At 68.9% G+C, this 23,076-nt stretch carries 23 protein-coding genes and 5 pseudogenes; 14 read left to right on the top strand and 14 right to left on the bottom strand.

Going from position 1 to position 23,076, the window contains the following annotated elements; all coding sequences use genetic code 11:
• Positions 1-3: 3 nt before the first annotated feature.
• Both ABZ910_RS06365 and ABZ910_RS06360 read right to left on the bottom strand, forming a co-directional pair.
• The gene (locus ABZ910_RS06365; RefSeq protein WP_361360128.1) at positions 4-1,248 is read right to left on the bottom strand and encodes an FAD/NAD(P)-binding oxidoreductase; all 1,245 of its coding nucleotides are present in this window, start codon (positions 1,246-1,248) and stop codon (positions 4-6) included.
• 1 nt (position 1,249) lies between these two features.
• On the bottom strand, positions 1,250-1,447 hold the full coding sequence (locus ABZ910_RS06360) for a ferredoxin (RefSeq protein ID WP_361360125.1): 198 nt from the start codon (positions 1,445-1,447) through the stop codon (positions 1,250-1,252).
• A gap of 186 nt (positions 1,448-1,633) precedes the next feature.
• Between ABZ910_RS06360 and ABZ910_RS06355 the strand changes: the two genes are divergently transcribed.
• The 6 genes and pseudogenes from ABZ910_RS06355 (at position 1,634) to ABZ910_RS06330 (ending at position 6,175) form a co-directional block, all read left to right on the top strand.
• Positions 1,634-2,233: a TetR family transcriptional regulator gene (locus tag ABZ910_RS06355; RefSeq protein WP_361360122.1), complete on the top strand. Its 600-nt coding sequence runs from the start codon at positions 1,634-1,636 to the stop codon at positions 2,231-2,233.
• A gap of 319 nt (positions 2,234-2,552) precedes the next feature.
• Positions 2,553-2,660: pseudogene (locus tag ABZ910_RS06350) on the top strand (IS5/IS1182 family transposase); the annotation flags it as partial.
• Between the two features lie 118 nt (positions 2,661-2,778).
• Positions 2,779-3,093, top strand: a complete 315-nt coding sequence (locus ABZ910_RS06345) for a 2Fe-2S iron-sulfur cluster-binding protein (RefSeq protein ID WP_361360119.1) — start codon at positions 2,779-2,781, stop codon at positions 3,091-3,093.
• Between the two features lie 14 nt (positions 3,094-3,107).
• Positions 3,108-4,343 (top strand): FAD-dependent oxidoreductase, encoded by a 1,236-nt coding sequence (locus ABZ910_RS06340; RefSeq protein ID WP_361360116.1) that lies wholly within the window; start codon positions 3,108-3,110, stop codon positions 4,341-4,343.
• Positions 4,252-5,721 (top strand): cytochrome P450, encoded by a 1,470-nt coding sequence (locus tag ABZ910_RS06335; RefSeq protein ID WP_361360113.1) that lies wholly within the window; start codon positions 4,252-4,254, stop codon positions 5,719-5,721. The genes ABZ910_RS06340 and ABZ910_RS06335 overlap by 92 nt, the downstream gene beginning before the upstream one ends.
• Positions 5,714-6,175: an SDR family oxidoreductase gene (locus ABZ910_RS06330; protein WP_361360110.1), complete on the top strand. Its 462-nt coding sequence runs from the start codon at positions 5,714-5,716 to the stop codon at positions 6,173-6,175. Before ABZ910_RS06335 ends, ABZ910_RS06330 begins: the two co-directional genes overlap by 8 nt.
• Before the next feature lie 79 nt (positions 6,176-6,254).
• Here ABZ910_RS06330 and ABZ910_RS06325 read toward each other — a convergent pair whose 3' ends face one another.
• From ABZ910_RS06325 to ABZ910_RS06300, 6 genes are all read right to left on the bottom strand, one after another.
• Positions 6,255-7,463 carry a cytochrome P450 gene (locus ABZ910_RS06325; protein ID WP_361360107.1) on the bottom strand — a complete coding sequence of 403 codons (1,209 nt, stop codon included), beginning with the start codon at positions 7,461-7,463 and terminating at the stop codon, positions 6,255-6,257.
• 30 nt (positions 7,464-7,493) lie between these two features.
• On the bottom strand, positions 7,494-8,867 hold the full coding sequence (locus tag ABZ910_RS06320) for an FAD-dependent oxidoreductase (RefSeq protein WP_361360104.1): 1,374 nt from the start codon (positions 8,865-8,867) through the stop codon (positions 7,494-7,496).
• Positions 8,857-9,066, bottom strand: a complete 210-nt coding sequence (locus tag ABZ910_RS06315; RefSeq protein ID WP_361360101.1) for a ferredoxin — start codon at positions 9,064-9,066, stop codon at positions 8,857-8,859. Before ABZ910_RS06315 ends, ABZ910_RS06320 begins: the two co-directional genes overlap by 11 nt.
• Before the next feature lie 644 nt (positions 9,067-9,710).
• On the bottom strand, positions 9,711-10,466 hold the full coding sequence (locus ABZ910_RS06310; protein WP_361360098.1) for an SDR family oxidoreductase: 756 nt from the start codon (positions 10,464-10,466) through the stop codon (positions 9,711-9,713).
• A gap of 520 nt (positions 10,467-10,986) precedes the next feature.
• Positions 10,987-11,805, bottom strand: a complete 819-nt coding sequence (locus ABZ910_RS06305; RefSeq protein WP_361360095.1) for an SDR family oxidoreductase — start codon at positions 11,803-11,805, stop codon at positions 10,987-10,989.
• Between the two features lie 64 nt (positions 11,806-11,869).
• Positions 11,870-12,808, bottom strand: coding sequence for an oxidoreductase (locus ABZ910_RS06300; RefSeq protein ID WP_361360092.1), 939 nt, complete (start codon positions 12,806-12,808; stop codon positions 11,870-11,872).
• Between the two features lie 244 nt (positions 12,809-13,052).
• On the opposite strand from ABZ910_RS06300, the gene ABZ910_RS06295 reads away from it, so the two are divergent.
• From ABZ910_RS06295 to ABZ910_RS06285, 3 genes and pseudogenes are all read left to right on the top strand, one after another.
• A complete protein-coding gene (locus ABZ910_RS06295; protein ID WP_361360089.1) occupies positions 13,053-13,349 on the top strand; it encodes an acetate--CoA ligase family protein in 297 nt (98 codons plus the stop codon).
• A 43-nt stretch (positions 13,350-13,392) separates the two neighbouring features.
• Positions 13,393-13,764, top strand: a pseudogene (locus tag ABZ910_RS06290) (alcohol dehydrogenase catalytic domain-containing protein); the annotation flags it as partial.
• Between the two features lie 65 nt (positions 13,765-13,829).
• Positions 13,830-13,991: pseudogene (locus tag ABZ910_RS06285) on the top strand (IS1380 family transposase); the annotation flags it as partial.
• 52 nt (positions 13,992-14,043) lie between these two features.
• Here the strand turns inward: ABZ910_RS06285 and ABZ910_RS06280 are convergent.
• The 3 genes and pseudogenes from ABZ910_RS06280 to ABZ910_RS06270 form a co-directional block, all read right to left on the bottom strand.
• Positions 14,044-14,283, bottom strand: a pseudogene (locus ABZ910_RS06280) (transposase); the annotation flags it as partial.
• 39 nt (positions 14,284-14,322) lie between these two features.
• Positions 14,323-15,183, bottom strand: a complete 861-nt coding sequence (locus tag ABZ910_RS06275; protein ID WP_361360086.1) for a 3-hydroxybutyryl-CoA dehydrogenase — start codon at positions 15,181-15,183, stop codon at positions 14,323-14,325.
• Positions 15,184-15,560: 377 nt separating this feature from the next.
• Positions 15,561-17,573 (bottom strand): annotated as a pseudogene (locus ABZ910_RS06270) (methylmalonyl-CoA mutase family protein); the annotation flags it as partial.
• Between the two features lie 105 nt (positions 17,574-17,678).
• On the opposite strand from ABZ910_RS06270, the gene ABZ910_RS06265 reads away from it, so the two are divergent.
• Positions 17,679-17,897: a MaoC/PaaZ C-terminal domain-containing protein gene (locus ABZ910_RS06265; protein WP_361360083.1), complete on the top strand. Its 219-nt coding sequence runs from the start codon at positions 17,679-17,681 to the stop codon at positions 17,895-17,897.
• A gap of 77 nt (positions 17,898-17,974) precedes the next feature.
• Here the strand turns inward: ABZ910_RS06265 and ABZ910_RS06260 are convergent, their stop codons facing one another.
• The 3 genes from ABZ910_RS06260 to ABZ910_RS06250 all read right to left on the bottom strand — a co-directional run bounded on the left by ABZ910_RS06260 (position 17,975) and on the right by ABZ910_RS06250 (position 19,340).
• Positions 17,975-18,952 (bottom strand): MBL fold metallo-hydrolase, encoded by a 978-nt coding sequence (locus tag ABZ910_RS06260; RefSeq protein WP_361360080.1) that lies wholly within the window; start codon positions 18,950-18,952, stop codon positions 17,975-17,977.
• A complete protein-coding gene (locus tag ABZ910_RS06255) occupies positions 18,904-19,128 on the bottom strand; it encodes a hypothetical protein (protein ID WP_361360077.1) in 225 nt (74 codons plus the stop codon). The genes ABZ910_RS06260 and ABZ910_RS06255 overlap by 49 nt, the downstream gene beginning before the upstream one ends.
• 89 nt (positions 19,129-19,217) lie before the next feature.
• The gene (locus tag ABZ910_RS06250) at positions 19,218-19,340 is read right to left on the bottom strand and encodes a hypothetical protein (protein WP_361360074.1); all 123 of its coding nucleotides are present in this window, start codon (positions 19,338-19,340) and stop codon (positions 19,218-19,220) included.
• Between the two features lie 123 nt (positions 19,341-19,463).
• Here ABZ910_RS06250 and ABZ910_RS06245 point away from each other — a divergent pair, with 123 nt between their 5' ends.
• Genes ABZ910_RS06245 through ABZ910_RS06230 form a run of 4 tightly spaced genes read left to right on the top strand, consistent with a single transcriptional unit; the run spans position 19,464 to position 23,072 of the window.
• The gene (locus tag ABZ910_RS06245; protein WP_361360071.1) at positions 19,464-20,708 is read left to right on the top strand and encodes a cytochrome P450; all 1,245 of its coding nucleotides are present in this window, start codon (positions 19,464-19,466) and stop codon (positions 20,706-20,708) included.
• A gap of 2 nt (positions 20,709-20,710) precedes the next feature.
• Entirely contained in the window at positions 20,711-21,034 is a 324-nt protein-coding gene (locus ABZ910_RS06240; RefSeq protein ID WP_361360068.1) for a 2Fe-2S iron-sulfur cluster-binding protein, read from the top strand.
• On the top strand, positions 21,031-22,263 hold the full coding sequence (locus ABZ910_RS06235) for an FAD-dependent oxidoreductase (protein WP_361360065.1): 1,233 nt from the start codon (positions 21,031-21,033) through the stop codon (positions 22,261-22,263). The genes ABZ910_RS06240 and ABZ910_RS06235 overlap by 4 nt, the downstream gene beginning before the upstream one ends.
• 44 nt (positions 22,264-22,307) lie before the next feature.
• Complete coding sequence (locus ABZ910_RS06230) at positions 22,308-23,072, top strand: SDR family NAD(P)-dependent oxidoreductase (protein ID WP_361360062.1); 765 nt, start codon at positions 22,308-22,310, stop codon at positions 23,070-23,072.
• Positions 23,073-23,076 lie beyond the last annotated feature (4 nt).

The following is a 23,076-nucleotide window of genomic DNA, read 5'->3' as shown; positions in this document are numbered from 1 at the left end:
ACATCAGGAGGCCGGCACCGGCACGGCGGCCGGCCAGGGGGCGCCGTCGAGCACGGCCTGGCGCCAGGTGCGCAGGGAGCGGACCATGCCGCTGCCGATCGCGCCGTCCACACGGACGGGTCGGCCGTCGGCGCCGCGATGGCCGTAGACGCCGACGAAGCGGCCCTCCGGCAAGCAGCCGTCCACGACTGCGAAGGCCATGCCCCGGCCGGTGGTCCCGTAGGACTGGAGCTTCAGGTCGTACTGGTCGGACCAGAAGTAGGGCAGCGTGGATCCGGCGGGAACGTCGCCCAGGAGCGCGGCGGCCACCGCTCGTCCCTGTTCGGTGGCGCCCAGGCGGTGTTCGCCGCGGTGGTGGCGGCCGGTCGCCGGGTCGAGCCAGGCGGCGACATCGCCCGCCGCCCACACGTCCTCGGCGGCGCGGCCGTACGCGTCGCACAGCACGCCCTCGACGCCGTCGCGCTCCCGGTCACCGAGCGGTACGCCGGATCCGGCGAGCCAGTCGACCGCCGGGCGGGCGCCGACCGCGACCAGGACCGTGGACGCCTCGACGGTGGAGCCGTCGTCGAGTACGACGCCCGTGGCGCACCCCTTCTCGGCGAGCACTTCGGTGACGCCGGTACCGAGACGCATGTCGACGCCCGCTTCCCGGTGGCGGACGGCCAGGAGATAAGCGACCTCCTCGCCCAGCACGCCCACCATGGGCAGGACCTGCGGGTCGACCATCGTCACCGGTACGCCCATCCCGCGGGCCACGGCGGCGGCTTCGGCCCCGACGAAGCCCGCGCCGACGACGACCAGCCGGCCGCCGCGGGCGAGTGCTCCACGCAGCCGCAGCGCATCCGGCAGGTCGTGCAGCACCTGCACGCCCGCCAAAGCCGCGCCCAGCGAGGGCGGATGCACGGCCCGGGCACCGGTGGCGATCACCAGGGCGTCGTACGCGCACACCCCGCCGTCGGCCAGCCGGACCTGGCGAGTCCTGGTGTCGACGCCGACCGCCGCCGCGTTCGGCCGGTGGACGACGTTCAGCGCCTCCCACTGCTCCTTCGAGCGCAACAGCAGCCGCTCAGGCTCCCACTCTCCGGCGAGCAGCTGCTTCGACAGCGGCGGACGGTCGTACGGCAGCCCGGGCTCGTCGCCGACAAGGGTCACCTCTCCGTCGTAGCCGCGCCGTCGCGCCTCCTCGACGACTGCGAGCCCGGCGGCCGAGGCGCCGACCACGACCAGCCGATGCGGGACGGAGGCCACCTCATGCCTCCTGGACGAGGATCGCGGCGGCCGGGCACAGCTGGGCGGCCTCGCGGGCGGCGGCGTGCTGCTCGGCCGGGGGCTCGGCGTCCAGGAGGACGACGATGCCGTCCTCGTCGCGCTGGTCGAAGACTTCGGGGGCGGCCAGGACGCACTGGCCGCCGGCGCAGCACTTGCCTTCGTCGATCGTGATCTTCATGGGGGGAATTCCTCCTCGAACGGAGTGACGGGCAGACGCACCCCCGGTGAGGCGGGTGGTGCGTGCCATTGCGTCAACACTGCGTCTGGTGTCACACAGTGTCAAGGTTGCCTCTTGAGACTTTGATGTCTTTTGAGCCATCGAGTGCACTTGCGTCATTGTCGGCACGGTGTCTATGCTGAGCGGATGACCAACGCACCCGGACTCGCTCAGCGCAAGCGTCAGTTCGTCCGCGACGAACTGGCCCGGGAGACGCTGCGACTGCTGGCCACGCAGGGGTACGAGGCGACCACGGTCGAGCAGGTCACGGACGCCGTCGGCGTCTCTCGCCGGACGTTCTTCCGGTACTTCCAGTCGAAGGAAGACGTCATCGTCCAGGCCGTGACCGATAAGGGGGCGGTCCTGGCCGCGGACTTCGAGGCGCGCCCCGCGGACGAGGCGGCATCCGCGGCCCTGCATCACGCCCTGACCCCGCTCGTGAACCAGGACCCGGCGGACCCGGAGCGGATGCTGCGTCTGACCCAGCTCATCCTGCGCACCCCCGCTCTGCACGGCCGTTACCTGGAGCGCCAGGCGCAATGGAAGACCGCCCTGACCTCCGTGCTGGCCCAGCGCACCGGCCGGGCCGCGACCGACATGGGGCTCCAGCTCGCGGCTGGTATGACCCTGGTCGCGTTCCACACCGCCCTGACCCGCTGGGCCGACGGCGACGGCACCGAGATCCTGGCCGACCTGTTCGACGAGGCGTTCACTCTGGTCGCGCCGGCCGTGGACGCGATCTGCTAGTCCGCAGCGAGTACGGTCAACCCGATCGCCATCCCGGTTGCTGTTCGGCTGGACCACTCCGCCGACGGCGGCTGGTGTGCGGTCGCCGTTGGTCCCGGGGACGGCCAGGTCGAAGCGGTTCTCCAGCCGAGAGGGGTCGTAGGCCTCGGCGGTGGGTGGCTGCGTGATCAGGTCGTCGAAGGGGGCGTCCCCCTCGGCCGCTGGGTCGGGCAGTGAGATTCGGCCAGCCCACCGCATCCACGACCAACTGGCTTTGAGGATCTCGCTCGCCCGCCTCAACCCCGCTACTTCTTTGAACTCACATGCCTATTAGGTGCATTCCTCCCGAGTCAACCGTGCCCACCTGCGGAGCCGGAAGCTCAAGGCGGTGAACCCAGAGAAGGCGGACCAGGCGGCCAACCAGAAGATGAGGGGCACGAGGGGCGGATATTCGGTGGTGCAGGTCCGTTTCGCCAGGCCGACCGGTCTGTTACTGTCCACCAAACGGTTGGTTGAACAACCCGTTTCTTCAGTGCTGGCACCCCTGGGAGGCTGCTTTGCCGAAGGTGGTTTTCGTACAACCCGACGGCCGTCGACAGGAGGTCGAGGCCGAGGTCGGGCAGTCGGTCATGAAAGCGGCGACCAGCGCTTTGATCGACGGGATCATCGGTGAGTGCGGAGGAGACCTGTCCTGCGCGACCTGTCATGTGTTCGTTGACGAGGCCTGGGCGTCGGCGCTCCCGGAGTGCAGTGACGACGAGGAGTCGATGCTCGATGTCACGGCCGTCGAACCGACGAAGTTCAGCCGCCTGAGCTGCCAGATCAGATGCGGGCCCGAGTTGGACGGTATCACCGTGCATGTGCCCGAGGCGCAGCGGTGAGGTCCGGGCGACGTGTGGTGATCATCGGTGCGGGTCAGGCGGGTGGTGAACTGGCCGCCGCGCTCCGCAGCCGCAGTTTCGATGGTGAGATCGTTCTTGTCGGGGCCGAAGAATCCTGTCCGTACAGCAGGCCGGCGTTGTCAAAGGCGTATCTCCTGGGCGAGTTGGGCGCCGGGGAGCTGCTTTTGCGCGATGCGGCGATGTACGCCCAGCAGGAGATCGAGGTGCGCCCGGGGGCTGCCGTGGTGGCCGTCGACCGTGAGCGCAACGAGGTACTGCTTGATGACGGGTCACGCCTGCGCTACACCACCTTGGTGTTCGCGACGGGTGGCCGGCCGCGCACCCTGCCCGTTCCCGCGCTGGCCGCCGCGGACAACCTGTTGTGCCTGCGGACGCTGGCCGACGCCGACCGTCTGCGCGGACGGCTGCGGCCGGGCACCCGGTTGGCGATCATCGGCGGGGGATACATCGGCCTCGAGGTCGCCTCGGTTGCCCGTCGCCGCGGCCTTGAGGTGACGGTGATCGAGGCGATGCCGCGGGTGCTGGCACGGGTCACGGCCGAGCCGGTCTCCCGGTTCTTCCAGGAGATCCACGCCGAAGAAGGTGTCGACATCCGGCTTGGGGCGACGATCGACGATTACACACTCGATGCCGCGGGGAACGTCGGGGAGATCCGGCTCGGTGACGGCAGCCGCGTCTCCGTCGATCTTGTCCTGGTCGGGATCGGGCTGCAGCCCAACAGTGAACTGGCCGAGGCGTGCGGCCTGGCGGTCGACAACGGCGTCCTCGTGGACGAGTTCCTGCGTACCGGCGACCCTGATATCTACGCGATCGGCGACGTGTCACGGCATCCCGACATTACGTCAGGAGTGACGCGGCGGCTCGAGTCGGTGCCGAACGCATCCGAGCAGGCGCGCGCCGTGGCCGACACCCTCACCGGCACACCCAGGCCGTACACCGCCGTCCCGTGGTTCTGGTCGGACCAGTACGACGTCAAATTGCAGGTCGTGGGCTTGTCGGACGGGTTCGACCAACTGGTTGTGCGCAGCGATCCGGCCGTGCCGCGGCAGCTTGCGGTGTTCTACCTCAAGGACCGCGTGATACGTGCGGCCGATGTCGCGTCGAGTCCACGCGATTTCGCAGTCGCGAAGAAGCTGGTTGCCCAACAGGCGGTTGTGGAACCGGACATGCTGGCCGACCACGGTCGGCCACTGCGGGGTCTGCTCGCTCTGGCAGGCGCGAGGTCGTGATCCCGGTCGACCCCAGGCCGACCCGAACCGGACTGCGTTCTCGTCGGAGCGCGGCCCACCCATCGAACATCCGCTGCGATCGTGCGGCCCGTCATGTGCCGGACGTTGCCATAAGCGAGGAGGGGCAGTGATATCGGAGATGCAGGAGGCAAAGGACGGGGGCACGATGCCCGATCTTACCGATCGTCGGAGTTTCCTCGACGACGTGCCACACGCGGCCTTCAGGGAGATTCTCCGGCGGCCGGGACTCTACTGGCAGCCGACGGATGTGGGGACGGCGAACGGCGGATTCTGGGCGGTCACCCGGTTCGCCGACATCGTGGCTCTGGAGAAGGACCCGGCGACGTTCACCTCGACGCAGGGTGCGGCCTATCCCATGACGAACGTCCCGCCGGACCACCCCACCAAGTCCAATCTGATGCTGAAGGACCCGCCTGAGCACAGCTACCTGCGGCGGGCCGCGGCGAAGGGCTTCGCTCCCCGGGTCGTCGCGAATTTCGAGCCGTGGATCCAGGAGATCGTGGGCGAAGTTCTCGACCATGTCGAGGGCATGCGGGAGTTCGACTACGTCGCGGAGTTCGCCCAGACCATTCCGGCGCTGGTGGTCGCCCGTGTCCTGGGAATGCCGCGCAGCGACAGTGCCAAGCTGGTGGGCTGGGCGAACGCGACCTTCGAAGCGCAGCAGCAGGTCGACGGGCTGTCCGCGGGGGAAGGAAGCGCCGACGCCATGCGCGATGTGGTGGCCGAGATCGTCGCGTACTCCGAGCGGATTCAGAAGGCCAAGCTCGTCGAACCCGGCGAGGACATGTTCACCGAGCTGAGTGGTTGTGTCGAGCGCGGGGAAATCTCGCAGGCCGAGTTCGGGCAGTGGATGTTCCTCATGATGGTCGCCGGCTTCGAGACCACACACACGGTGATCGGTCAGTCCATGCGGATGTACCTGGAGGATCAGGAGGTCGCTTCCGCCACCGATCGCGCGGTGGCGGAAGGGAAGACCGACCGGGCGGTCGACGAGTACTTGCGGCTGATCAGCCCGCCCATGCAGATGGCCCGCACCGCCACGCGGGATGTGGAGTTCGCCGGCCAGCAGATTCGCAAGGGTGACGTCATGGTGATGTACTTCATCGCCGCGAACCGTGACCCGTCGGTCTTCTCCGATCCGGACCGCTTCGATCCGTGGCGTGCGGAGACGGACACGCTTGCCTTCGGCAGCGGGGTGCACCGTTGTATCGGCTCCTCCCTCGCCAAGCTCGAACTGCGGATCCTCTGGACGGAGATCCGCAATCGTGGACTTCGCCTGCGTCTGAACGGGCTGCCCCGTCGTGGAGGCTCCACGATGGTCAACCAACTGCTGGAACTTCCCGTGGCCCGTGTCTGACCACCAGTCGGCCCCGGCCGGTGACCCGGCCGGTGACCCGGCCGGGGCCCCGAGGAAAGGAAGGCCCAAGGGCGATCCGGACAGCGACATCGTGGTCGTCACCGGCGCCGCGACGGGAGTCGGCCGCGCACTTGCGGTCGGGGCGGCGGCGCGCGGCGCGACGGTCGTTGTCGCGGACGTCACGGACGGCCTGCAGACCGTCGAGGCGATCACCGCAACCGGCGGTTCGGCCGTCGCGCATCACGTGGACGTGACGGACTACGCCTCGACGGCCGAACTGATCGACTTCGTCGACCGCTCCTACGGCAGGTTGAACGTCCTGATCAACAACGCAGTCGCGGGGGCGGCGTCGGCGCCGCTCGATGTGGCAGATCCGGACGGCACCCGGCACCTGTCGAGGGTGCCCCCGAGCTACTGTGCGCTGAACCGTATCCGTTGTCCATATGCCGTGTAGCCGGTCCCTCTGGTCGGCTACGCCAGCGCGCCCCGGGTCGGCGTCGGTACAGCAACCCCGGGGTCAGATCTGAGCCCTCTTACAGTTCCACGGGAAGATGGCGAGGGCCGCGCAGGACGGCGCTGTTCCTGTACGGGGGCGGGTCCTCGATCAGGCGCGGGCTGCCGAGGCGGCGGACCAGGGCGCCCAGCGCGATCTGAGCCTCCAGCCGGGCCAGCGCCGCGCCGTAGCAGATGTGGACGCCACCGCCGAAGCCGAAGTGCTGGTTCTCCTCCCGTGCCGGGTCGAACCGGTCAGGGTCGCGGAAGCGCTGGGGGTCCCGGTTGCCGGAGGCCAGCACCAGCAACAGGCGTGCTCCCTTGGGGATGGTGGTGCCCGCGACCTCTACATCGGCGAGGGGGGTGCGCTGCGGCAGCATCTGGACCGGCGATTCGTAGCGCAGCAGCTCCTCCACCGCCTTGGGCATCAGGTCGGGCTCGCGGCGTAGGCGTTCCAGCTGCTCGGGGTGACGCAGCAGGGTCAGCACACCATTGGTGATCAGGTTGACGGTGGTCTCGTGTCCGGCGACCAGCAGGATCGCGGCTGTGCCCATCAGTTCCTCGGGAGTGAGGCGGGCGGCCGGATCCTTCTCGTTGACGAACGCGGAGAGCATGTCGTCGGCCGGGTGGCCGCGGCGTTGCTCGGCGAGGTCCAGCAGGTAGCTGCCCATCGCCTTCCGGGCCTGCTCGCCCGCCCGGACGCGCTCGGTGGGGTCCTCGCCGACCCTGACGTCGACGCCGTTGATGATGCTCTGCGACCACTGGTGGAAGCGGGGTTCGTCCTCGGGCGGCACGCCCAGCAGTCGGCAGATGACTGTGACGGGGAGCGGGTAGGCGAAGTCGTCCACGATGTCGATCTGCCTGCGGTCCCCGAAGGCGTCGATCAGCTCCTCGGTGATCTCGGCGATCTCGTCCCGCATGCCGACGACCCGGCCGGAGCTGTGCGGCGGGCCGAAGGGCCGCATCGCGATGCTGCGCAGCCGGTGGTGCTCGGGGTCGTCGAACCGGATGAAGGACGTCGATAGCTCCTCCTCCACGGCACCGCCGTAGGGCACCGCGAGGTTGCGACGATCGGAGCTGATTCGCGGGTTGTGCAGCAGGGCGTTGATCTCGTGGTAGGTGCCGACCAGATAGCTGCCATCCGTCTGTCGCGCCACACCGCCCGCCTCGCGCAGTTCCTCGTACAGCGGGAAGGGGTTGGGCCGGCTGGCGTAGTCGGTGATCCTTTCCAGCAGGGTTTCCGTGGTCATGCGTGGGGCTCCTCGTGACGGATGGCGGGATCAGCCGGTGGGCCACACCGCGGTCAGCCGGCGGTCCGGCAGGTGTCCGGTGAGGGTGACGGTGGGGCCGTGCGAGAGCACCCGCGGGTCGGGCACGTCGGAGTGGATCGGGAAGCTCGCCGCCGCCGAGCGGTCGGCCGCGTCAGGTGCGGGCGGGAACGCGGCGGCCGTCTCGATCAAGTGCTGGTAGTACTCCAGCCACTTGGCCATGTTGATGGTGACCGCCGCCGTGACGCGGCCCCGGTAGCCGTACACCGCCACCAGGCGGCCCTGTTCGAGCGAGCCCTGGGCGATGACCAGATGGTCGGAGAAGGTGGGTACGCCGACGGACTTGATGTTGAGCCCGAACTGGCTCGACCAGAAGGCCGGGACCGACAGGTGTGGGCGCCGCCGCGGCCCCGGGGTGACCATGTTGTGGGCCGCCACCTCCGCTTGCGCCACCGCGTTGCCCCAGTGTTCCAGGGACATCATCTGGTACTCGTACAGCGGGTGCGGGAAGCGGGCCACATCGCCGGCCACGAAGACGTCGTCGGTGACGATCCCGTACATGTCGAAGGCGCGGCACCCCGCGTCGCACGCGAGCCCGCGGGGGCCCGCGGCAAGACCGGAGTCCGTCAACCACTCGGTGTTGCGCACCGCTCCCAGAGCTACCACGGCGACGTCGGCCTCGACCTGGCTGCCGTCGGACAGGTCCGCGCCGGTGAATCGACCATTGCCGTCCCCACGCAGAGCGGTGACCGTCACCCCACAGCGCAGGTCCACACCGTGGTGGCGCTGCAGCCTGTCGGCGAGTATCCCCAGCGTCCCGCCGAGCGCGCCCACCAGGGGCGCCGCACCGCGCTCGGCGAGGGTGACCTCGATGCCCCGCTCCCGACAGGCGGAGGCGATCTCGGAGCCGGTGAACCCGCCGCCGATCACCAGCACGCGGCTCGCTCCGGCGTCCAGCCGCTCGGCCAGGCGCCCGGCGTCGTCGATGGTCCGCAAGGTGAACACCCCGTCCAGGGCGCCCTGCTCCGCATCCGGCCACGGCCGGGCCCGGGTCCCGGTGGCGATCAGCAGCCGGTCGTAAGGCAGGGACTCGCCGTCGGCCAGCAGCACCCGCTTCTCCATCGCGTCAAGACCGGTCGCGCCCACCCCGAGCCGCCACTCCGCCTCCGGGTCACGGCGCATCGGCAGCCCCACGGCGGTGGCCGCCGCCTTGCCCAGCAACACCTGTTTGGACAGCGGCGGCCGGTCGTACGGCGGGTGGGGCTCATCACCGACCATGGTCAGCGAGCCGGTGAACCCCTCCTCACGCAGCGTCTCGGCGGCCCGCAGACCGGCGAGTGACGCGCCGACGATGACGATCCGGCCTTCGCGCAGATCATCGGACACGGCTGCTCACCTCCTCCCCAATGAGGATCGCCTGCACCGGACAGGCTGCCGCCGCCTGCCGAACGGCTTCCAACCGGTCCTCGGGGACGGCCGGGTCGTACAGAAGCGCCTCCTCACCGTGCAACGCGAACACATCGGGGGCGAAGAACACGCACTGCGCATAGCCCTGACAGCGGTTGAGATCGACAACGATCCGCATCCTGCGTCACCTTTCACTCGCGTCGCACGGATTCACGCTACGTGCGGGCTGCAGGCGGTGGCCGGACAGGTGCTCCGATCGGAGCACGCGCTGTTTCGGTGACCACTGTTCACCCGCCGCGGGTCCGCGCCGGCACCCGGTCCACGGTCCAGGCGGTCGCATCCGGTCCGCGCCCGCCGAGGGCGCGGCAGCATACGCCGCATGTATCGAGGGCTCCCGACCACGCATGAGACGAGCCCACCTGCTGCGCAGCAACATGGGCACGGTAAGCATCCCGTCATGACGGGAATCTCTGAGCGGGGGTTCTTTGCTGTGAGGCCGAATGGGATTGAGCCCCAGGCGGGCATCTTAATCCTCGCTGCTGTTTCTCCTTCGGGAGGGACCACACCTGATGCATGACACTCCCGCCTGACCAGGTCGGGAGGGCCTGTTCGATGCGCTCCGGCCGCCTGCCCCGGGGCAGCGCGGCTGCGGCTTGTCGCGACTTGTGCCTGCGTCTGCACCGGGGCAGCCTCGTGGCCTGCTCGTGCAGCCGCTGCCAAAGCCGAGGCGGTCTTTGTCGTGGTGCGGCTTTTCCGGGGGAGTGGCCGCCGCCGTCCGGACCGGTGGCTGTCCGGACGGCGGCGGCCCTTGGGGCGGCTGGGTTAGATCTGGTTTTGGCCGCCGTCGGCGAACAGTTCGGTACCTGTGATGAAGCTGCTCTGGTCGGAGGCGAGGAAGAGCACGGCATTGGCGATCTCGTCCGGGCTCGCGAGGCGGCCGAGTGGGACGGTGGCGGCGATGGCCTCCAGGATTCCGGGGGCCTGGTCGCCGAGTGGGGCCAGGTTGGCGTGCAGGCCGGTGGTCTCGGTCGGGCCGGGGGCGATGGCGTTCACGCGGATGCCTCGCGCGACGAGTTCGCCCGCCCAGGTGCGGGCGAACGAGCGGATCGCGGCCTTGGAAGCGGCGTAGACGCTGACCGCCGGGGGCTCGCCGCTGCTGGCTGAGGTGGAGCCGCAGAGGATGACCGAGGCGCCCTTGTTGAGGAGCGGTAGCGCCTTCTGCACGGTGAACAGGGTGCCGCGGACGTTGATGCCGAAGGTCTCGTCGAACTGCTCGGGTGTGATCTGTCCCAGCGGTTGCATCTTGCCGCCGCCCGCGTTGGCGAAGAGCACGTCCAGGCCGTGGCCGTAGTCGGCGATGACGCTCATCAAGCGGTCGAGGTCGTCGAGGTCGGCGACGTCGCTGCGGATACCGGTGGCGTTGTCGCCGACGGCCTTGACCGCCTGGTCGAGTTCGGGTTCGCGCCGGCCGGTGAGGAAGACGTGCGCGCCTTCGGCCGCGAAGCGCTTGGCAGCCGCCAGGCCGATACCGGAGGTGCCGCCGGTGACCAGCGTGGTCTTGCCCTCGAGCTGTCCCATGATCATTTCTCCTGTGTGATGTGGTTGTGTCGGTAAGGGGTTGAGGGTGGGGTGGCTGGTCGGGTGAGAGCTGGTGCCAGTTCGGCCAGCTCCCGCCGCTGCCGGGTCGGCAGTTCGCTGTTACCGGTCAGGACGTGCACGGCGACGTGGTCCGCGCCGGCGTCCGGATGTGCCTGGATGCGGGCGGAGATGTGGCCGGCGGTGCCGTGGGCAATGAGGGCGTCGATGAGCCGATCGCTTCCGCCGGCACCAGGTCAGCATCGTTGAAACCGATGCGCCGCAGGTTGCGACGGTAGGCCGGGAAGCCGACGACTGCGCCGAGCTTGTCTCTGGCGATGGCACGGGCACAGCCTGGGTCGCGTCGAAAACCACGGCCTGGTGCGGTGCGATCAACGTGGCCGGGCCGAGCCGGGCCCGCATGGTCGCGCTGTACGCGTGGGTGACCAGGAACGGATGAGAACTGAAGCTGATTGCTTCGCTTTCTTGTGTTCCCCTGCCAGATGGCGTGGTGGCGGTGGGGTCAGTCGCCGTCGGCGGCGATGGAAACGGGCTCCCAGTCGGCCCAGGTCTGCAGCCGCTGGGTGTACACGTCCTTGACCAGGTGGATGGGACCGGCGCCGAACAGCACTCGCAGCGGCGGCTGTTCGGCGTCGACGACCTTCAGCAGCGCCGCGGCGGCGGCCTTCGGGTCGCCGGACTTGGACTGCGCAGCCATCGCGGCCAGCGCGTCCCGGACCGGCTGGTAGACGTCGATCGGCGCGGCGTGCGCGGCGGAGGAGCCGCGCCAGTCGGTGCTGAAGGCGCCCGGCTCGACCAGCGTGACCTTGATGCCGAAGGGGGCGACCTCCTTGGCGAGGGACTCGGTCAGCCCTTCCAGGGCCCACTTCGAGGCGTGGTACAGGCCCACGGACGGGAAGGCGACGACGCCGCTGACGGAGGAGATCTGCACGATATGCCCGCTGCCCTGGCCGCGCAGGATGGGCAGAACGGCCTGGGTGACGTTCAGCGCGCCGAAGAAGTTGGTGTCCATCTGCGCGCGGGCCTGCTGCTCGGTGACCTCCTCGACCATGCCGAACAGGCCGTAGCCGGCGTTGTTGACGACCACGTCCAGGCGGCCGAAACGCTCGTGCGCCGCCGTGACGGCCTCCTGCACGGCCTGGCGGTCGGTGACGTCCAGCGTCAGCGGCAGGACCGCGTCACCGTGGACATCGACCAGATCCTGCAGCGCCTTGGTGTCGCGGGCGGTCGCGGCCACCCGCTCACCACGGGACAGGGCGGCCTCGGTGAAGGCCCGGCCGAAGCCGCGGGATGCGCCGGTGATGAACCAGATCTTGCTCATGTCATTGCCTCTTAAATCTGTCGTACCAATCGCGGGTGGGGGCGTCGGATGCCGCCCACCCAGGTCAGAAGGGGTAGTTGACCCCGGTCAGCTCCTCGGAGGTGCGCCACAGCCGTTCCTGGGCAGTGCGGTCGTGCGAGCGCGGGCTGGAGTCGACGAGGGTGGGATGGCCGGTCATGCCGGAACAGCCGTCCGGCCCGTAGAACGCCCCCGCGGGCACCCGGGGATCGGTGGCGGCGCGGAGGGTGGGCAGCGCGCCCATCGCGGCGGGCTGCACCATCAGCCCGGTCGCTTTCATGATCCGGCTGGCCAGCCGGATCATGGACGGGGCCTCGCGGGCCAGCTCGGTGGCCGCACCGCCCGGATGCGCGGCCGTCGCCAGCGTACGGTGACCGGCGGCGGCCATGCGGCGCTGCAGCTCATAGGTGAACATCAGGTTCGCGAGCTTGGACTGCCCGTAGGCGGCCATCTGCCGGTAGTTGCGCGCTGACTGCAGATCGTCGAAGTCGATCCGCCCCGATCGGTGCGCGAGGCTGGATACCGTCACCACCCGAGCGCCGGGGGTCGCGATGATCCGGTCGGCGAGCAGGCCGGTGAGGGCGAAGTGCCCGAGGTGATTGACGGCCAGGTGCTGCTCGAAGCCGTCTGCCGACGTTCTGCGGTTCTGGATGAACATGACGCCCGCGTTGTTGATCAGCAGATCGATCCGGTTGTACCGCTCACGCAGCTCGTCTGCGGCCTCGCGTACCGAGGCCAGCGACGACAGGTCCAGCCGCACCGTCTCCACCTGCGTCGTGGGTGCCGCGCCGACGATGCGGCGTGCGGCCTCATCGGCCCGGGCGAGGTCCCGGCAGGCCAGAACGGTCCGGACGCCGCGCCGGGCGAGGACCCGTGCGGTCTCGAACCCCAGGCCCGTATTGCCGCCCGTGACCACCGCGACCCTGCCGCTCTGGTCCGGCACGGCACGCGCCGTCCACCGTTCGGTGGTCCTGGTCTTGTTCATGCACCGGCCCTCCGTAGCCAAACTAAGATGAACCATGGTTCACGAACTATCATGAATCACGGTTCACGTTTCTGCAAATGCACACCCTGACCAGCGCTGGAGCACGTCATGACTACGGCCCGGCCGTCCCGCGCCGACGCGGTCCGCAACCGGTCCTCAACGCCGCCCGTGAGCAGATCGCCGCACACGGACCCGACGTCGGCATGGACGAGATCGCAACCGCCGCCGGCGTGGCGGCCACTTCGTGGTCTTCGGTCTCGGCGGTGTCTACACCGAGGCGCTCTCGGACATCGCGATGGTCCCGGTCGACGCTGGTAGGGAGGAGATCAGGGCGGCCGTGGCCGGGACGAAGCTCGGTGCCGTGCTGCGCAGCCCCCGCCGGAAGTCACAGCACGCCTTCGACGCCTTCGTGGACGTCGTCGTCAAGCTCGCCGCGTTCGCCTGGTCGGCCGGGCCGCGTCTGGAGGCCGTCGACATCAACCCCCTGATCGTCCGCGGTGACGAGGTCACCGGCGTCGACGCCCTTGTCGTGGCGGGTTGACCAGTCCCCACCAAACCCCCTCATCCAAAGCAATGGTGCTCTGATGAAGGCCGCAGTGCTGAGAAATATCAACGAACCGTTCCTCGTCGAGGACGTCGCACTCCTCCCCCTGCAACCGCAGCAGATCCGGGTCAGGGTCGGGGCCAGCGGCGGCTGTCACAACGACCAGAACGTGCAGCGCGGCATGTTCGGCATGCCGACCCCGCTCATCTTGGGCCACGAAGGCGCCGGGACCGTGGTCGAGGCCCGTTCCGACGTGACCCTCGTCAAGCCGGGCGACCGGGTCGTGGCCGTCTTCACCGCCGCCTGCGGGTCCTGCTGGCAGTGCGCCCGGCAGCGGACCCACCTGTGTGAACGCTTGGAGGACCAACTCGGCGCCGTGGTCGGGCGGTTCGACGGGAGGGACATCTCCGCGCCGAGCGGACTCGGCACCATGGCCGAGTACATGACCCTGCACCAGTCCCAGGCCATGCCGGTCCGCTCGACTCCCTCGCCGCCTCCGGCGAGAGAGCTCTGCGGGCCGTCCGGTCCGCACGGTCCGAAGTTCGCTCCCACGTCTGGTCGTTGGCGGACAAGAACGCCCCGGACGCCGATGGACAGGTCACGGTCCATCTCGACGGCGTCCTCGTGCTCGCGCACTCCCGCGAGCGGCCCGGATGCGGCCGCCTGCCCTCACGGAGATCGATTTTCCGTCCAGCAGCGTCCGCCCGGAGACGCCGGGGATGTCGGTGGCCACGGTGGAGAGCTTGATGCCGGCGTCCTCGAGTTCCTTCGCCAGCCGCTGGGCCTCCCGGCTGAGCTCTGCGCCCAGGGTGGAGCGGTAGCGGGTTAGGTCACGCAGGTGCCGCATGGGCTCCGGAGGGACGAAGGGGGCCTTCAACAGTCCGCACTCGCCCAGCTGGCACAGCCACGCCGAGTCCGCGACGTCAGTCTTGCCGGCACACGCAGTCTTTTTCCGGGGGCTCGCATGTGTTCAGGCGTCGTAGGTGTAGAAGCCGCGGCCGTTCTTGCGGCCGAGGTGGCCTGCGGCGACCATGCGGCGCAGCAGGGCGGGTGGCGCGTACAGGGGTTCCTTGAACTCTTCGTACATCGACTCGGCCACCGCTTGGGCGGTGTCGAGACCGATGAGGTCGAGCAGGCGCAGCGGCCCCATGGGGTGGGCGCAGCCGAGTTCCATGCCCTGGTCGATGTCGTCGGGGCGTGCGGCGCCTGATTCCACCATCCGCACGGCGCTGAGCAGGTAGGGCACCAGCAGGGCGTTGACCACGAAGCCGGAGCGGTCGGGTGCCTGGATGGCCTGCTTGCCCAGTTGCCGGGCGAGGTCGCGGGTGCGTTGCAGGGTCTCCTGGCTGGTGGTGAGGGCTGGGATGAGCTCGACCAACTGCTGCACGGGCACGGGGTTGAAGAAGTGCATGCCGATGAGCTGGGCGGGCCGCTCGGTGACGACGGCGAGGTCGGTGATGGGAATGGAGGAGGTGTTGGTGGCCAGGATCGCTGCGGGGTCTTCGACTGCCTTGTCCAGGGCCCGGATGACGTCGGTCTTGATGTCGCGGTTTTCGGCGACGGCCTCGATGACGAATTGGCGGTCCGCCATGTCGCCGAGGTCGTGGGTGAACGAAAGCCTGGCGAGGGTCTGGTCTCGCTGTTCCTCGCTGAGCTTGCCGCGCCGTACGCCCCTGTCGAGGGAGGCGGTGATACGGCGGCGGCCTGTCTCGGCGGCGTGATGGGTGGCCTCGGCGACGCGGACGTTGATGCCCTTGCGGGCGGCGACTTCGGCGATGCCAGAGCCCATCAGGCCGCTGCCGATGACGCCGAGTCGGGTAACGGGATCCATGTGAGGTCCTATCTGATCTGTGGTGCGGTGTTGCTTTTGGCCGGGTCAGTTACTGACGTTGCGGCGGTAGTGGCCTTCGGCAACCGTCTTTCGGTGATGTGTTGAAGGGAACGGACGCGGTGGCGTCCTTGAGCCCGGCGCCCATGGGAGCCGGTAGGGGTGGCGCGGAAGGCGCGAGTCCAAGTGGCTGTCTGCCGGCTTGAGCACGTTGAGGCCGGGGCCCGGCGGCATGTCGCTCGTGTGCGGTGGGGTGCGGAGGCTGGTGTTGGCTCGGCCCCGTCAGACGTTGCGGCGGTATTGGCCGCCGACCTCGAAGAACGCCTCCGTGATCTGCTGCAGGCTGCACACGCGGGCAGCATCCATCAGCACCGCGAACACGCCAGCACGGTGGGCGCCGGACCGTTGATCGTCATCGAGACCGAGGTCGTCGGCGCGGGCAGGTCGAATCCGCCGTAGAGCGCCTTCATGTCGTCCAGGGTCGCGACCGAGACGCCGGAGGTGCCGACCTTGCCGTAAATGTCGGGGCGCTTGTCGGGGTCACGGCCGTAGAGGGTGACCGAGTCGAAGGCTGTGGACAGCCGGGTGGCGGGCTGGCCCTCGGAGAGCAGCTTGAAGCGCCGGTTGGTGCGGAACGGATCGCCCTCGCCGGCGAACATGCGCGCCGGGTCCTCGCCGTCCCGCTTGAAGGGGAACACCCCGGCCGTGAACGGGAAGTATCCGGGCAGATTCTCCCGGCGCCAGAACCGCACCAGCTCACCGTGGTCGGTGAAGCGGGGCAGCGCCACGCGGGGGACCTTGTTGCCCGACAGGGACTCGCGGGTCAGCTTGGTGCGGATCTCCCGGTCCCGGATCTTCACGACCTGTTCGTCGCCCGAGTACGACTCCACGACGGCGGGCCAGTTCGCGAGCTGCTCCGTGACCTCGTGCGGGAGCCGCCGGCTGGCGTCCTGGAGCAGCGCGTCCACGTTGTCGGCATCGGAGCCTGCCGCGACGAGTTCGCCCTTCACGGAGTCCAGACGCTGGACCCGGCGGGCCGCTGCGGCGAGCAGGTCGGTCTCGGCGTGGTAGGTGCGAACCGTCTCGGTGATCTCGGCGAGGTAGCGCACGCGGTCGGCCGGGACCACCTGGCGGATGCCGGAGGAGTGGCGTATGTCGACCGGCGCCAGTGTGCCCTCGGACAGCCGGAGTCCCTTCTCGGCCAGGGTGGTCCTCAGGTGCTGGTAGAGCGCCGTGACGCCGTCGTCGTTGAACGTGGCCGCCGAGGTGCCGAACACCGGCATGTCCTCGGGCCTGCTGGCGAACGCCTCGCGGTTGCGGATCAGTTGGCGGCCCACGTCGCGCAGCGCGTCCTTGGCGCCGCGCCGCTCGAACTTGTTGATCGCGACGACGTCGGCGAAGTCGAGCATGTCGATCTTCTCCAGCTGGGAGGCGGCGCCGAACTCGGGTGTCATCACATACAGCGAGGTGTCGACGAACGGCACGATCGCCGCGTCGCCCTGGCCGATGCCCGGTGTTTCCACGATCACCAGGTCGAATCCGGCGGCCTTGACCACGTCGATCACATCGGACAGGTGCTCGGGCAGCTCGTGGCTGCCGCGGGTGGCGAGGCTGCGGAAGAAGACGCGGTCTCCGTCGAGGGAGTTCATCCGGATCCGGTCACCGAGCAGCGCACCGCCGCCACGGCGGCGGGTCGGGTCGACCGCGATCACCGCGATCCGCAGCTTGTCCTGCTGGTCGACACGGAAGCGGCGCACCAGCTCATCGGTCAGTGACGACTTCCCCGAGCCGCCGGTGCCGGTGATGCCGAGCACGGGGGTGATGCGTGCCGTCGCGGCGGCACGCACCTGCTCCAGCAGGTTGGCGGGGAGCTTGCCGAGTTCGGCGCCTGTGACGGCGCGGGCGGTCGCGAACCGGTCGCCGGCCAGTACGGTGGCGGCGTCGGCTGGCTTGCTGTCCCAGAGGTCGAAGTCGCAGTCTTTCACCACCGAGTTGACCATTCCGGCCAGGCCCATCCGCTGGCCGTCCTCGGGGGAGAAGATGGTCACCCCGTTCGCGCGCAGGCGGGCGATCTCCTCGGGCACGATCACTCCGCCTCCGCCGCCGACCACGCGAATGTGTTCAGCTCCCCGCTCGCGCAGCGACTGGACCAGGTACTCGAAGTACTCGACATGGCCGCCCTGGTAGGAGGAGACCGCCACGCCGTGTGCGTCTTCCTCGAGAGCAGCGTCCGCGACTTCCTGCACCGACCGGTTGTGTCCGAGGTGGATCACCTCGGCGCCCTGGGACTGGAAGATCCTCCGCATGATGTTGATCGACGCATCGTGTCCGTCGAACAGTGCTGAAGCGGTGACCAGGCGGACGGGGTGCACGGGACGGTGCAGATCGCTCATGGGGGCCTTCCCAGACAGGTCAGGGGAACGCTGACCGAAGAGATACTAGGACGTCCTAGTAAATTGTCGATGTGAGGAGAAGCACAGGGAACGGGGAGGGTGAGGGTGGACGCTTCCTTCGAGGACTTCGCTGCCGGTCAGGTTTTCACCAGTCAGGGGCGGACGATCAGCGAGGCGGGCGTGGCCACCATCGCGGGATGGCGTCGGGACGCCAATCCGGTGCACACCGGTGTGGAGTCGGCTCGTGAGGGCCGGTCCGGTCGGCGCATCGCCCACGGCCTGCTCGGAATGTCCGTGGCCATTGCCCGATCGCGTCCCCCATGACGATGCGGGAGCCGCTGAACGAGCCCGGCCGCGGTGGGTCGAAGTGTCTGGACGACGTGTGAGTGGGGGGAGAGATGTCAGCGCACGCGCGTGTACTGGTTCACTCCGTCCGCGAACGCCACCGCGACCCGCCCCCGCAGCACCAGGACCTCCAGGTGAGCGGCGGTCTCGTTGATGGCGAGCATCTGGTTGAAGGCGTTGAGGTCGCCGAACGGCACCTCGCGCCGCGTCCAGGCCAGCCTGAGCGCGACCGTGTGGGCGTCGCGGGTGTGCTCGCCCAACGCAGTCAGCGTCTGGGTCAGCCGGTTGTCGTGATGGGTGAGCAGCTCGGCGACGCGAGTGTGGGAGCTGTCGGCGACCGGCCCGTGCGCGGGCAGCAGCCGGGTGTCCGCGTACCGGGTCATCAGCCGCAGCGAGTCCAGGTAGTCGGCGAGAGGCCGGCCGCCGCGTTCGGCGAGTTCGAAGCCGATGGATGGGGTGATGTGCGGCAGGACGTGGTCACCCGAGAAGAGCAGCCCACGCTGTTCGTCCAGGTAGACCACGTGCCCCTGGGTGTGTCCTGGAGTCGGTACGACGTGCAGTTCGCGGCCGCCGAAGCGGAGGGTCTCTGCCCGCAGCCAGCGGTCGGGTGCCTCCCAGACGTCAGGGTCGTAGGCGCCGTGATCCATCGCCCGGATGCGGTCGACGAGTTCTCCCGCCCCCGCCTCGCTCAGTGTCCGCAGGGACGAGTCGGGGACGTAGTTGCGCAGTCGGTCGAGCATCTCCAGGCCCGGCTGCTCGCCCGCGCCCATATAGACCTGCGATCCCAGCAGTCGCCGCAGTTCCACGGCGTTGGTGTAGTGGTCGCGGTGGATGTGCGTGACCAGGATGTGGCTGATGTCGCCGAGGTCGCGGCCGAGGCCGGCCATGGCCTCCTCGAGTGCCTTGCGTGCCTCGGGGACGGTCCAGCCGCCATCGATCATGACGATGCCGTCGTCCTCCGCCAGGTTCTCCAGCAGGTAGACGTTCACGGCGTGGAGCCCGTCGTTGGGCAGCGGCAGAGGGACACGATGCACCCCTGCCCGCGGTTGATGCCGCCGTATGCGTTGACGGACTTGAAGTACGCGTCGACGCCGGCCTTTTCCGGGATATCGAAGGAGGTCAAGGAACCGGTGAGCGGATGGCAGGCGCCGGTTCTGAGGACATCATCGTCCGCCGCCGAGGGGCGTTGGGTGCCGTAGGCATTCGCCACCAGAGCGCCTCGAGCACGGCCGCGTTGGCATGCCGTCTCCCTCGCGCATCGTCTGCAGACCGTAGTGCTTACCGGTCCTGCGTAACTGGTCAACGAGCTGCCTGCTCGGCCGGCGTGTTCGCCGGCGGGTTGTCGATCTCGATGGTTGCGACGGCGTCGTCACGGCTCACATGGAGGGGGCTCGGTCGATCGCTCGACAGGTGTGCGTTCATGATGAGAACCCTAATACGACCAACCGGTTGGTATTCGTACCTCCACCGCAGGGGCAGCCACTTGCGTCCGATGTCCCCTGACCCGTAACCTACCAATCGTTTGGTGAAGAAGGAGGAGTGACATTGGCACCGCTCGATCGCGACCTGCTGGACGCGGAGAACACGGCCGACCCTTACGGCTACCTGTCGCAGCTGCGCGTCTCGGACCCTGTTCACTGGGATCCGCGCCAGAAGGCATGGCTGATCACCAAGTACGACGACGTCGTCGCCGGCCTGAGTGACCCGCGACTCTCCTCCGACCGCATCAAGCCGCTGCTCGAACTCGTCCCGGAGCGACGCCGCGCAGAACTCACGCCCATGCTCGGCGTGATGAGCGACTGGATGGTCGTCAGCGACGCACCGGCCCACACCCGTCTTCGCAGCCTCGCCAACGGCGCATTCCGCGCCCAGCGGATCGTCAAGATGGGCGAATGGATCGGCGAGATCGTCGACAACCTCCTCGACGAGTTCCTCGCCAGCGGCTCGACCGACTTCGTCAACGGGCTGGCCTATCCGATGCCGGCGACCGTGATCGCCAAGATGCTCGGTGCCCCTGAAGCTGACAAGGACCTCTTTCAGCGGTGGTCCGACGAGCTTGCACTCGTCGCTTTCGGCGCCGGCGGCGAGGCACGCAATGACCGGCACACCCGCGCCCTGTCGGGCGTCGCCGAGATGCAGGCCTACCTCCACGACCTCATCGACAAGGTCGAACGCGAGCCGGGAGAGGACATGGTCTCGGCCCTGATCGCCAACCCGGCGCCCGATGACCGACTCTCGCGAGACGAGCTCGTCGCGCTGTGCTCGCTCATCCTGTTCGCCGGGCACGAGACCACGACGAACCTGCTCTGCAACGCGACTGTGGCTCTGACCGCGAACCCCGAGCAGCTCCAAGCGGTGCGCAATGACCCGAGTCTGGTCAACGGGGCCGTCGAGGAAGTGCTGCGGTACGAGGGGCCGATCAAGCTGATCGTTCGGTGGGTCACCGAGGACCTCGAGATCGGGGGAGTGAGAATCCCGGCCGGCGACCGTGCCTACCTGCTCCTCAACTCCGCCAACCGTGACGAGGGCACGTTCCCCGACGCCGACCGCTTCGATATCACCCGCGCCGACCCCGCGCCGCACGTCGCCTTCGGCCGTGGCGCGCACGCCTGCCTGGGCGCGCAGTTGGCCCGCATCGAGGCGCGCATCGCGTTGCCCAAGATCCTCCAGGCCCTTCCCGGGCTTCGACTGGCTGACCCCGTCGCCTGGAAGCCCAGCCTCTCCTCGCGTGCGGTCGACCGCCTGCACGTGGACTACGACGGCAGGGCCACCCCTGCGAAAGTGGGATGAAGATGACTGCTGAGGTCACCTATCAGCTGCCCGACGGCACCGAGACGACCATTGCGGTGGACGAGGGCCAGAGCCTGATGCAGGCCGCCGTCTCCAACGGCATCAGCGGAATCGTCGCCGAGTGCAGCGGCCAGCTGATGTGCGCCACCTGTCACGTCTACGTCGAGGACGGAGCCGACCACCTTCCCCAGCGTTCCGCGGACGAGGGCGACATGCTCGAACTGGCGGCCGCGCCCGTCACCGCGCAGTCGAGGCTCTCATGCCAGCTCGTCGTCGGCTCCGACCCCGCCTCGCTCCGAGTCATCGTGCCGGAGAAGCAGGTATGACCAAGTCCACGGTCATCATCGGTGGCGGCCAAGCCGGGTTCACCGCGGCCGACAGCCTTCGGCGGGCGGGCTACAGCGAGCCGATCACCATCGTCGACGCCCAAGACCACCTGCCTTACCAGCGCCCTCCGCTGTCGAAGGCCCACCTCGGCGACGGTGCCCAACCCGCCTCGCCGCACTTCCGTCCGGCCGACTTCTTCGCCCAGAACCAGATCGACCTCGTGCTGGATGAACGCCTCGTCTCCGTCGACCCAGAACGGCGCACCGTCACCCTCAGCGCAGGCGCACGCCTGCCCTACACCGACCTCGTGATTGCGACGGGCTCCCGGCTTCGTTCATGGCAGGCGCCCGGTGCAGACCTGGAAGGCGTGCACCGACTGCACGACATGGCCGACGCCGACGCCCTACGCGCAGGACTCGTGGGCGCATCGCACCTCTGCGTTGTCGGTGGGGGATTCATCGGCCTAGAGGTCGCCTCCGCTGCGCGCAAGCGGGGCATCGGCGTGACCGTCATCGAGGCCGGCGAACGTCTCATGGCCCGCGCCCTGACCCCGGTGTCGTCGGCGGCCATGGACCGGATCCACCGACAGGCGGGCATCGAGATCGTCTACGGCCGGCCTGTCCGCCAGGTGCTGGGGCAACGCCGCGTCGCCGGAGTCGAGCTCGATGACGGCCGCGTCATCGATGCCGACCTCGTCGTGGTCGGCATCGGGTCGGTCCCGGCGGTGCGTGCCGACGAGGTCGGCGTGGCGGGTGCGCTCGACGGTGCCCTGCTCGTCGACGCGGCGATGCGCACGAGCCTGCCCCATGTGTGGGGTTGCGGTGACGGCGTGAACTTCCCACTTGGGCCGCGACGTCTCCGACTCGAATCCGTTCAGAACGCGACGGACCAGGCCCGCTGCGTGGCCGAAGGCATCGTCAACAGACCCCGGCCGTACGTCGCGGTTCCCTGGTTCTGGACCGAGCAGCACGGGCGCAGGGTTCAGATCGCGGGCCTGCTCGACGAGGCCGACGAATGCGTCGTCCGTGGAGAGCCCGGTGCGGACTCGTGGACCGTTTTCGGCTTCGCCGGCGGTCGGCTCGTCGGTGGCGAATCGGTGGGCGCGGTGCGCGACCACTTGGCGATCCGGTCGATGCTCGGCCGTCACATCAACCTCACTGCCGACCAGGCAACCGACCCCGACTTCGACCTCAAGGCTCACTCAGCCGCCGTCCCGGCGCGCACCTGAGCCGTACCCGAGTTTCTTTCACCACTTCACGCCAGGAGCACCACATGCAGGTCAAGGACAGCGTAGGGATCGTCACGGGCGGAGCCGGCGGGCTTGGCGCGGGCGTGGTTCGGATGCTTGTCGAGAACGGCGGAAAGGCCGTCATCCTCGACCTCCCCAGCAGCCGGGGCAAGGATCTGGCGGCCGAGCTCGCAGACGCGGCACTGTTCGTTCCCACCGATGTTTCCGACGCGGACCAGGTCGAGGCAGCCGTCACGACCGCGGTTGCGCACTTCGGCAAGGTCGACCTGGCGGTCAACGCCGCGGGAATCTCACCTGCCCACCGCGTCGTGGACCGCAAGGGCGAGATGTTCCCGATGGACATGTGGCAGCGGACCCTCGACATCAACCTGACCGGCGCGTTCGACGTTCTCCGCAACGTCGCGCTGGCGATGAGCAAGAACGTCCCTGGTCAGGACGCCGAGCGCGGTCTGATCGTCAACGTCGCCTCCGCCGCCGGTCTCGAGGGCCAGGCCGGACAGGCTGCCTACACCGCATCGAAGGGTGCCCTGGTTCAGCTCACCTTGCAGCTGGCCCGCGATCTGGCGATCCACGGCATCCGCGTCATGACCGTGGCGCCCGGCATCATGGACACCCCGATGCTTCAGGGCCTCGACGACAAGCGCAAGAGCGAGCTCGTCGACCTGCACGTATTCCCCAAGCGTCTCGGCTCGGCCGAGGACTTCGCCCGCCTGGTGCGCTGCTTCATGGAGATCACGCTCCTCAACGGCGAACTGGTGCGACTCGACGCCGCGACCCGACTGGGCTGAGGAC

Origin of the sequence: Streptomyces sp. NPDC046805, assembly GCF_040645355.1 — a bacterium.
Classification (GTDB): domain Bacteria; phylum Actinomycetota; class Actinomycetes; order Streptomycetales; family Streptomycetaceae; genus Streptomyces.
Note: the sequence above shows the minus strand (reverse complement) of the source record. Positions and strands in the feature narration are given on the sequence as shown.

Coding starts and splice junctions, on each gene's coding strand:
- ABZ910_RS06305 (WP_361360095.1), bottom strand. CDS start 11,805: ATGAGCAAGATCTGGTTCATCACCGGCGCATCCCGCGGCTTCGGCCGG.
- ABZ910_RS06250 (WP_361360074.1), bottom strand. CDS start 19,340: ATGAACGCACACCTGTCGAGCGATCGACCGAGCCCCCTCCATGTGAGC.
- ABZ910_RS06360 (WP_361360125.1), bottom strand. CDS start 1,447: ATGAAGATCACGATCGACGAAGGCAAGTGCTGCGCCGGCGGCCAGTGC.
- ABZ910_RS06310 (WP_361360098.1), bottom strand. CDS start 10,466: ATGGGACAGCTCGAGGGCAAGACCACGCTGGTCACCGGCGGCACCTCC.
- ABZ910_RS06230 (WP_361360062.1), top strand. CDS start 22,308: ATGCAGGTCAAGGACAGCGTAGGGATCGTCACGGGCGGAGCCGGCGGG.
- ABZ910_RS06325 (WP_361360107.1), bottom strand. CDS start 7,463: ATGACCACGGAAACCCTGCTGGAAAGGATCACCGACTACGCCAGCCGG.
- ABZ910_RS06275 (WP_361360086.1), bottom strand. CDS start 15,183: ATGGATCCCGTTACCCGACTCGGCGTCATCGGCAGCGGCCTGATGGGC.
- ABZ910_RS06235 (WP_361360065.1), top strand. CDS start 21,031: ATGACCAAGTCCACGGTCATCATCGGTGGCGGCCAAGCCGGGTTCACC.
- ABZ910_RS06300 (WP_361360092.1), bottom strand. CDS start 12,808: ATGAACAAGACCAGGACCACCGAACGGTGGACGGCGCGTGCCGTGCCG.
- ABZ910_RS06315 (WP_361360101.1), bottom strand. CDS start 9,066: ATGCGGATCGTTGTCGATCTCAACCGCTGTCAGGGCTATGCGCAGTGC.
- ABZ910_RS06355 (WP_361360122.1), top strand. CDS start 1,634: ATGACCAACGCACCCGGACTCGCTCAGCGCAAGCGTCAGTTCGTCCGC.
- ABZ910_RS06240 (WP_361360068.1), top strand. CDS start 20,711: ATGACTGCTGAGGTCACCTATCAGCTGCCCGACGGCACCGAGACGACC.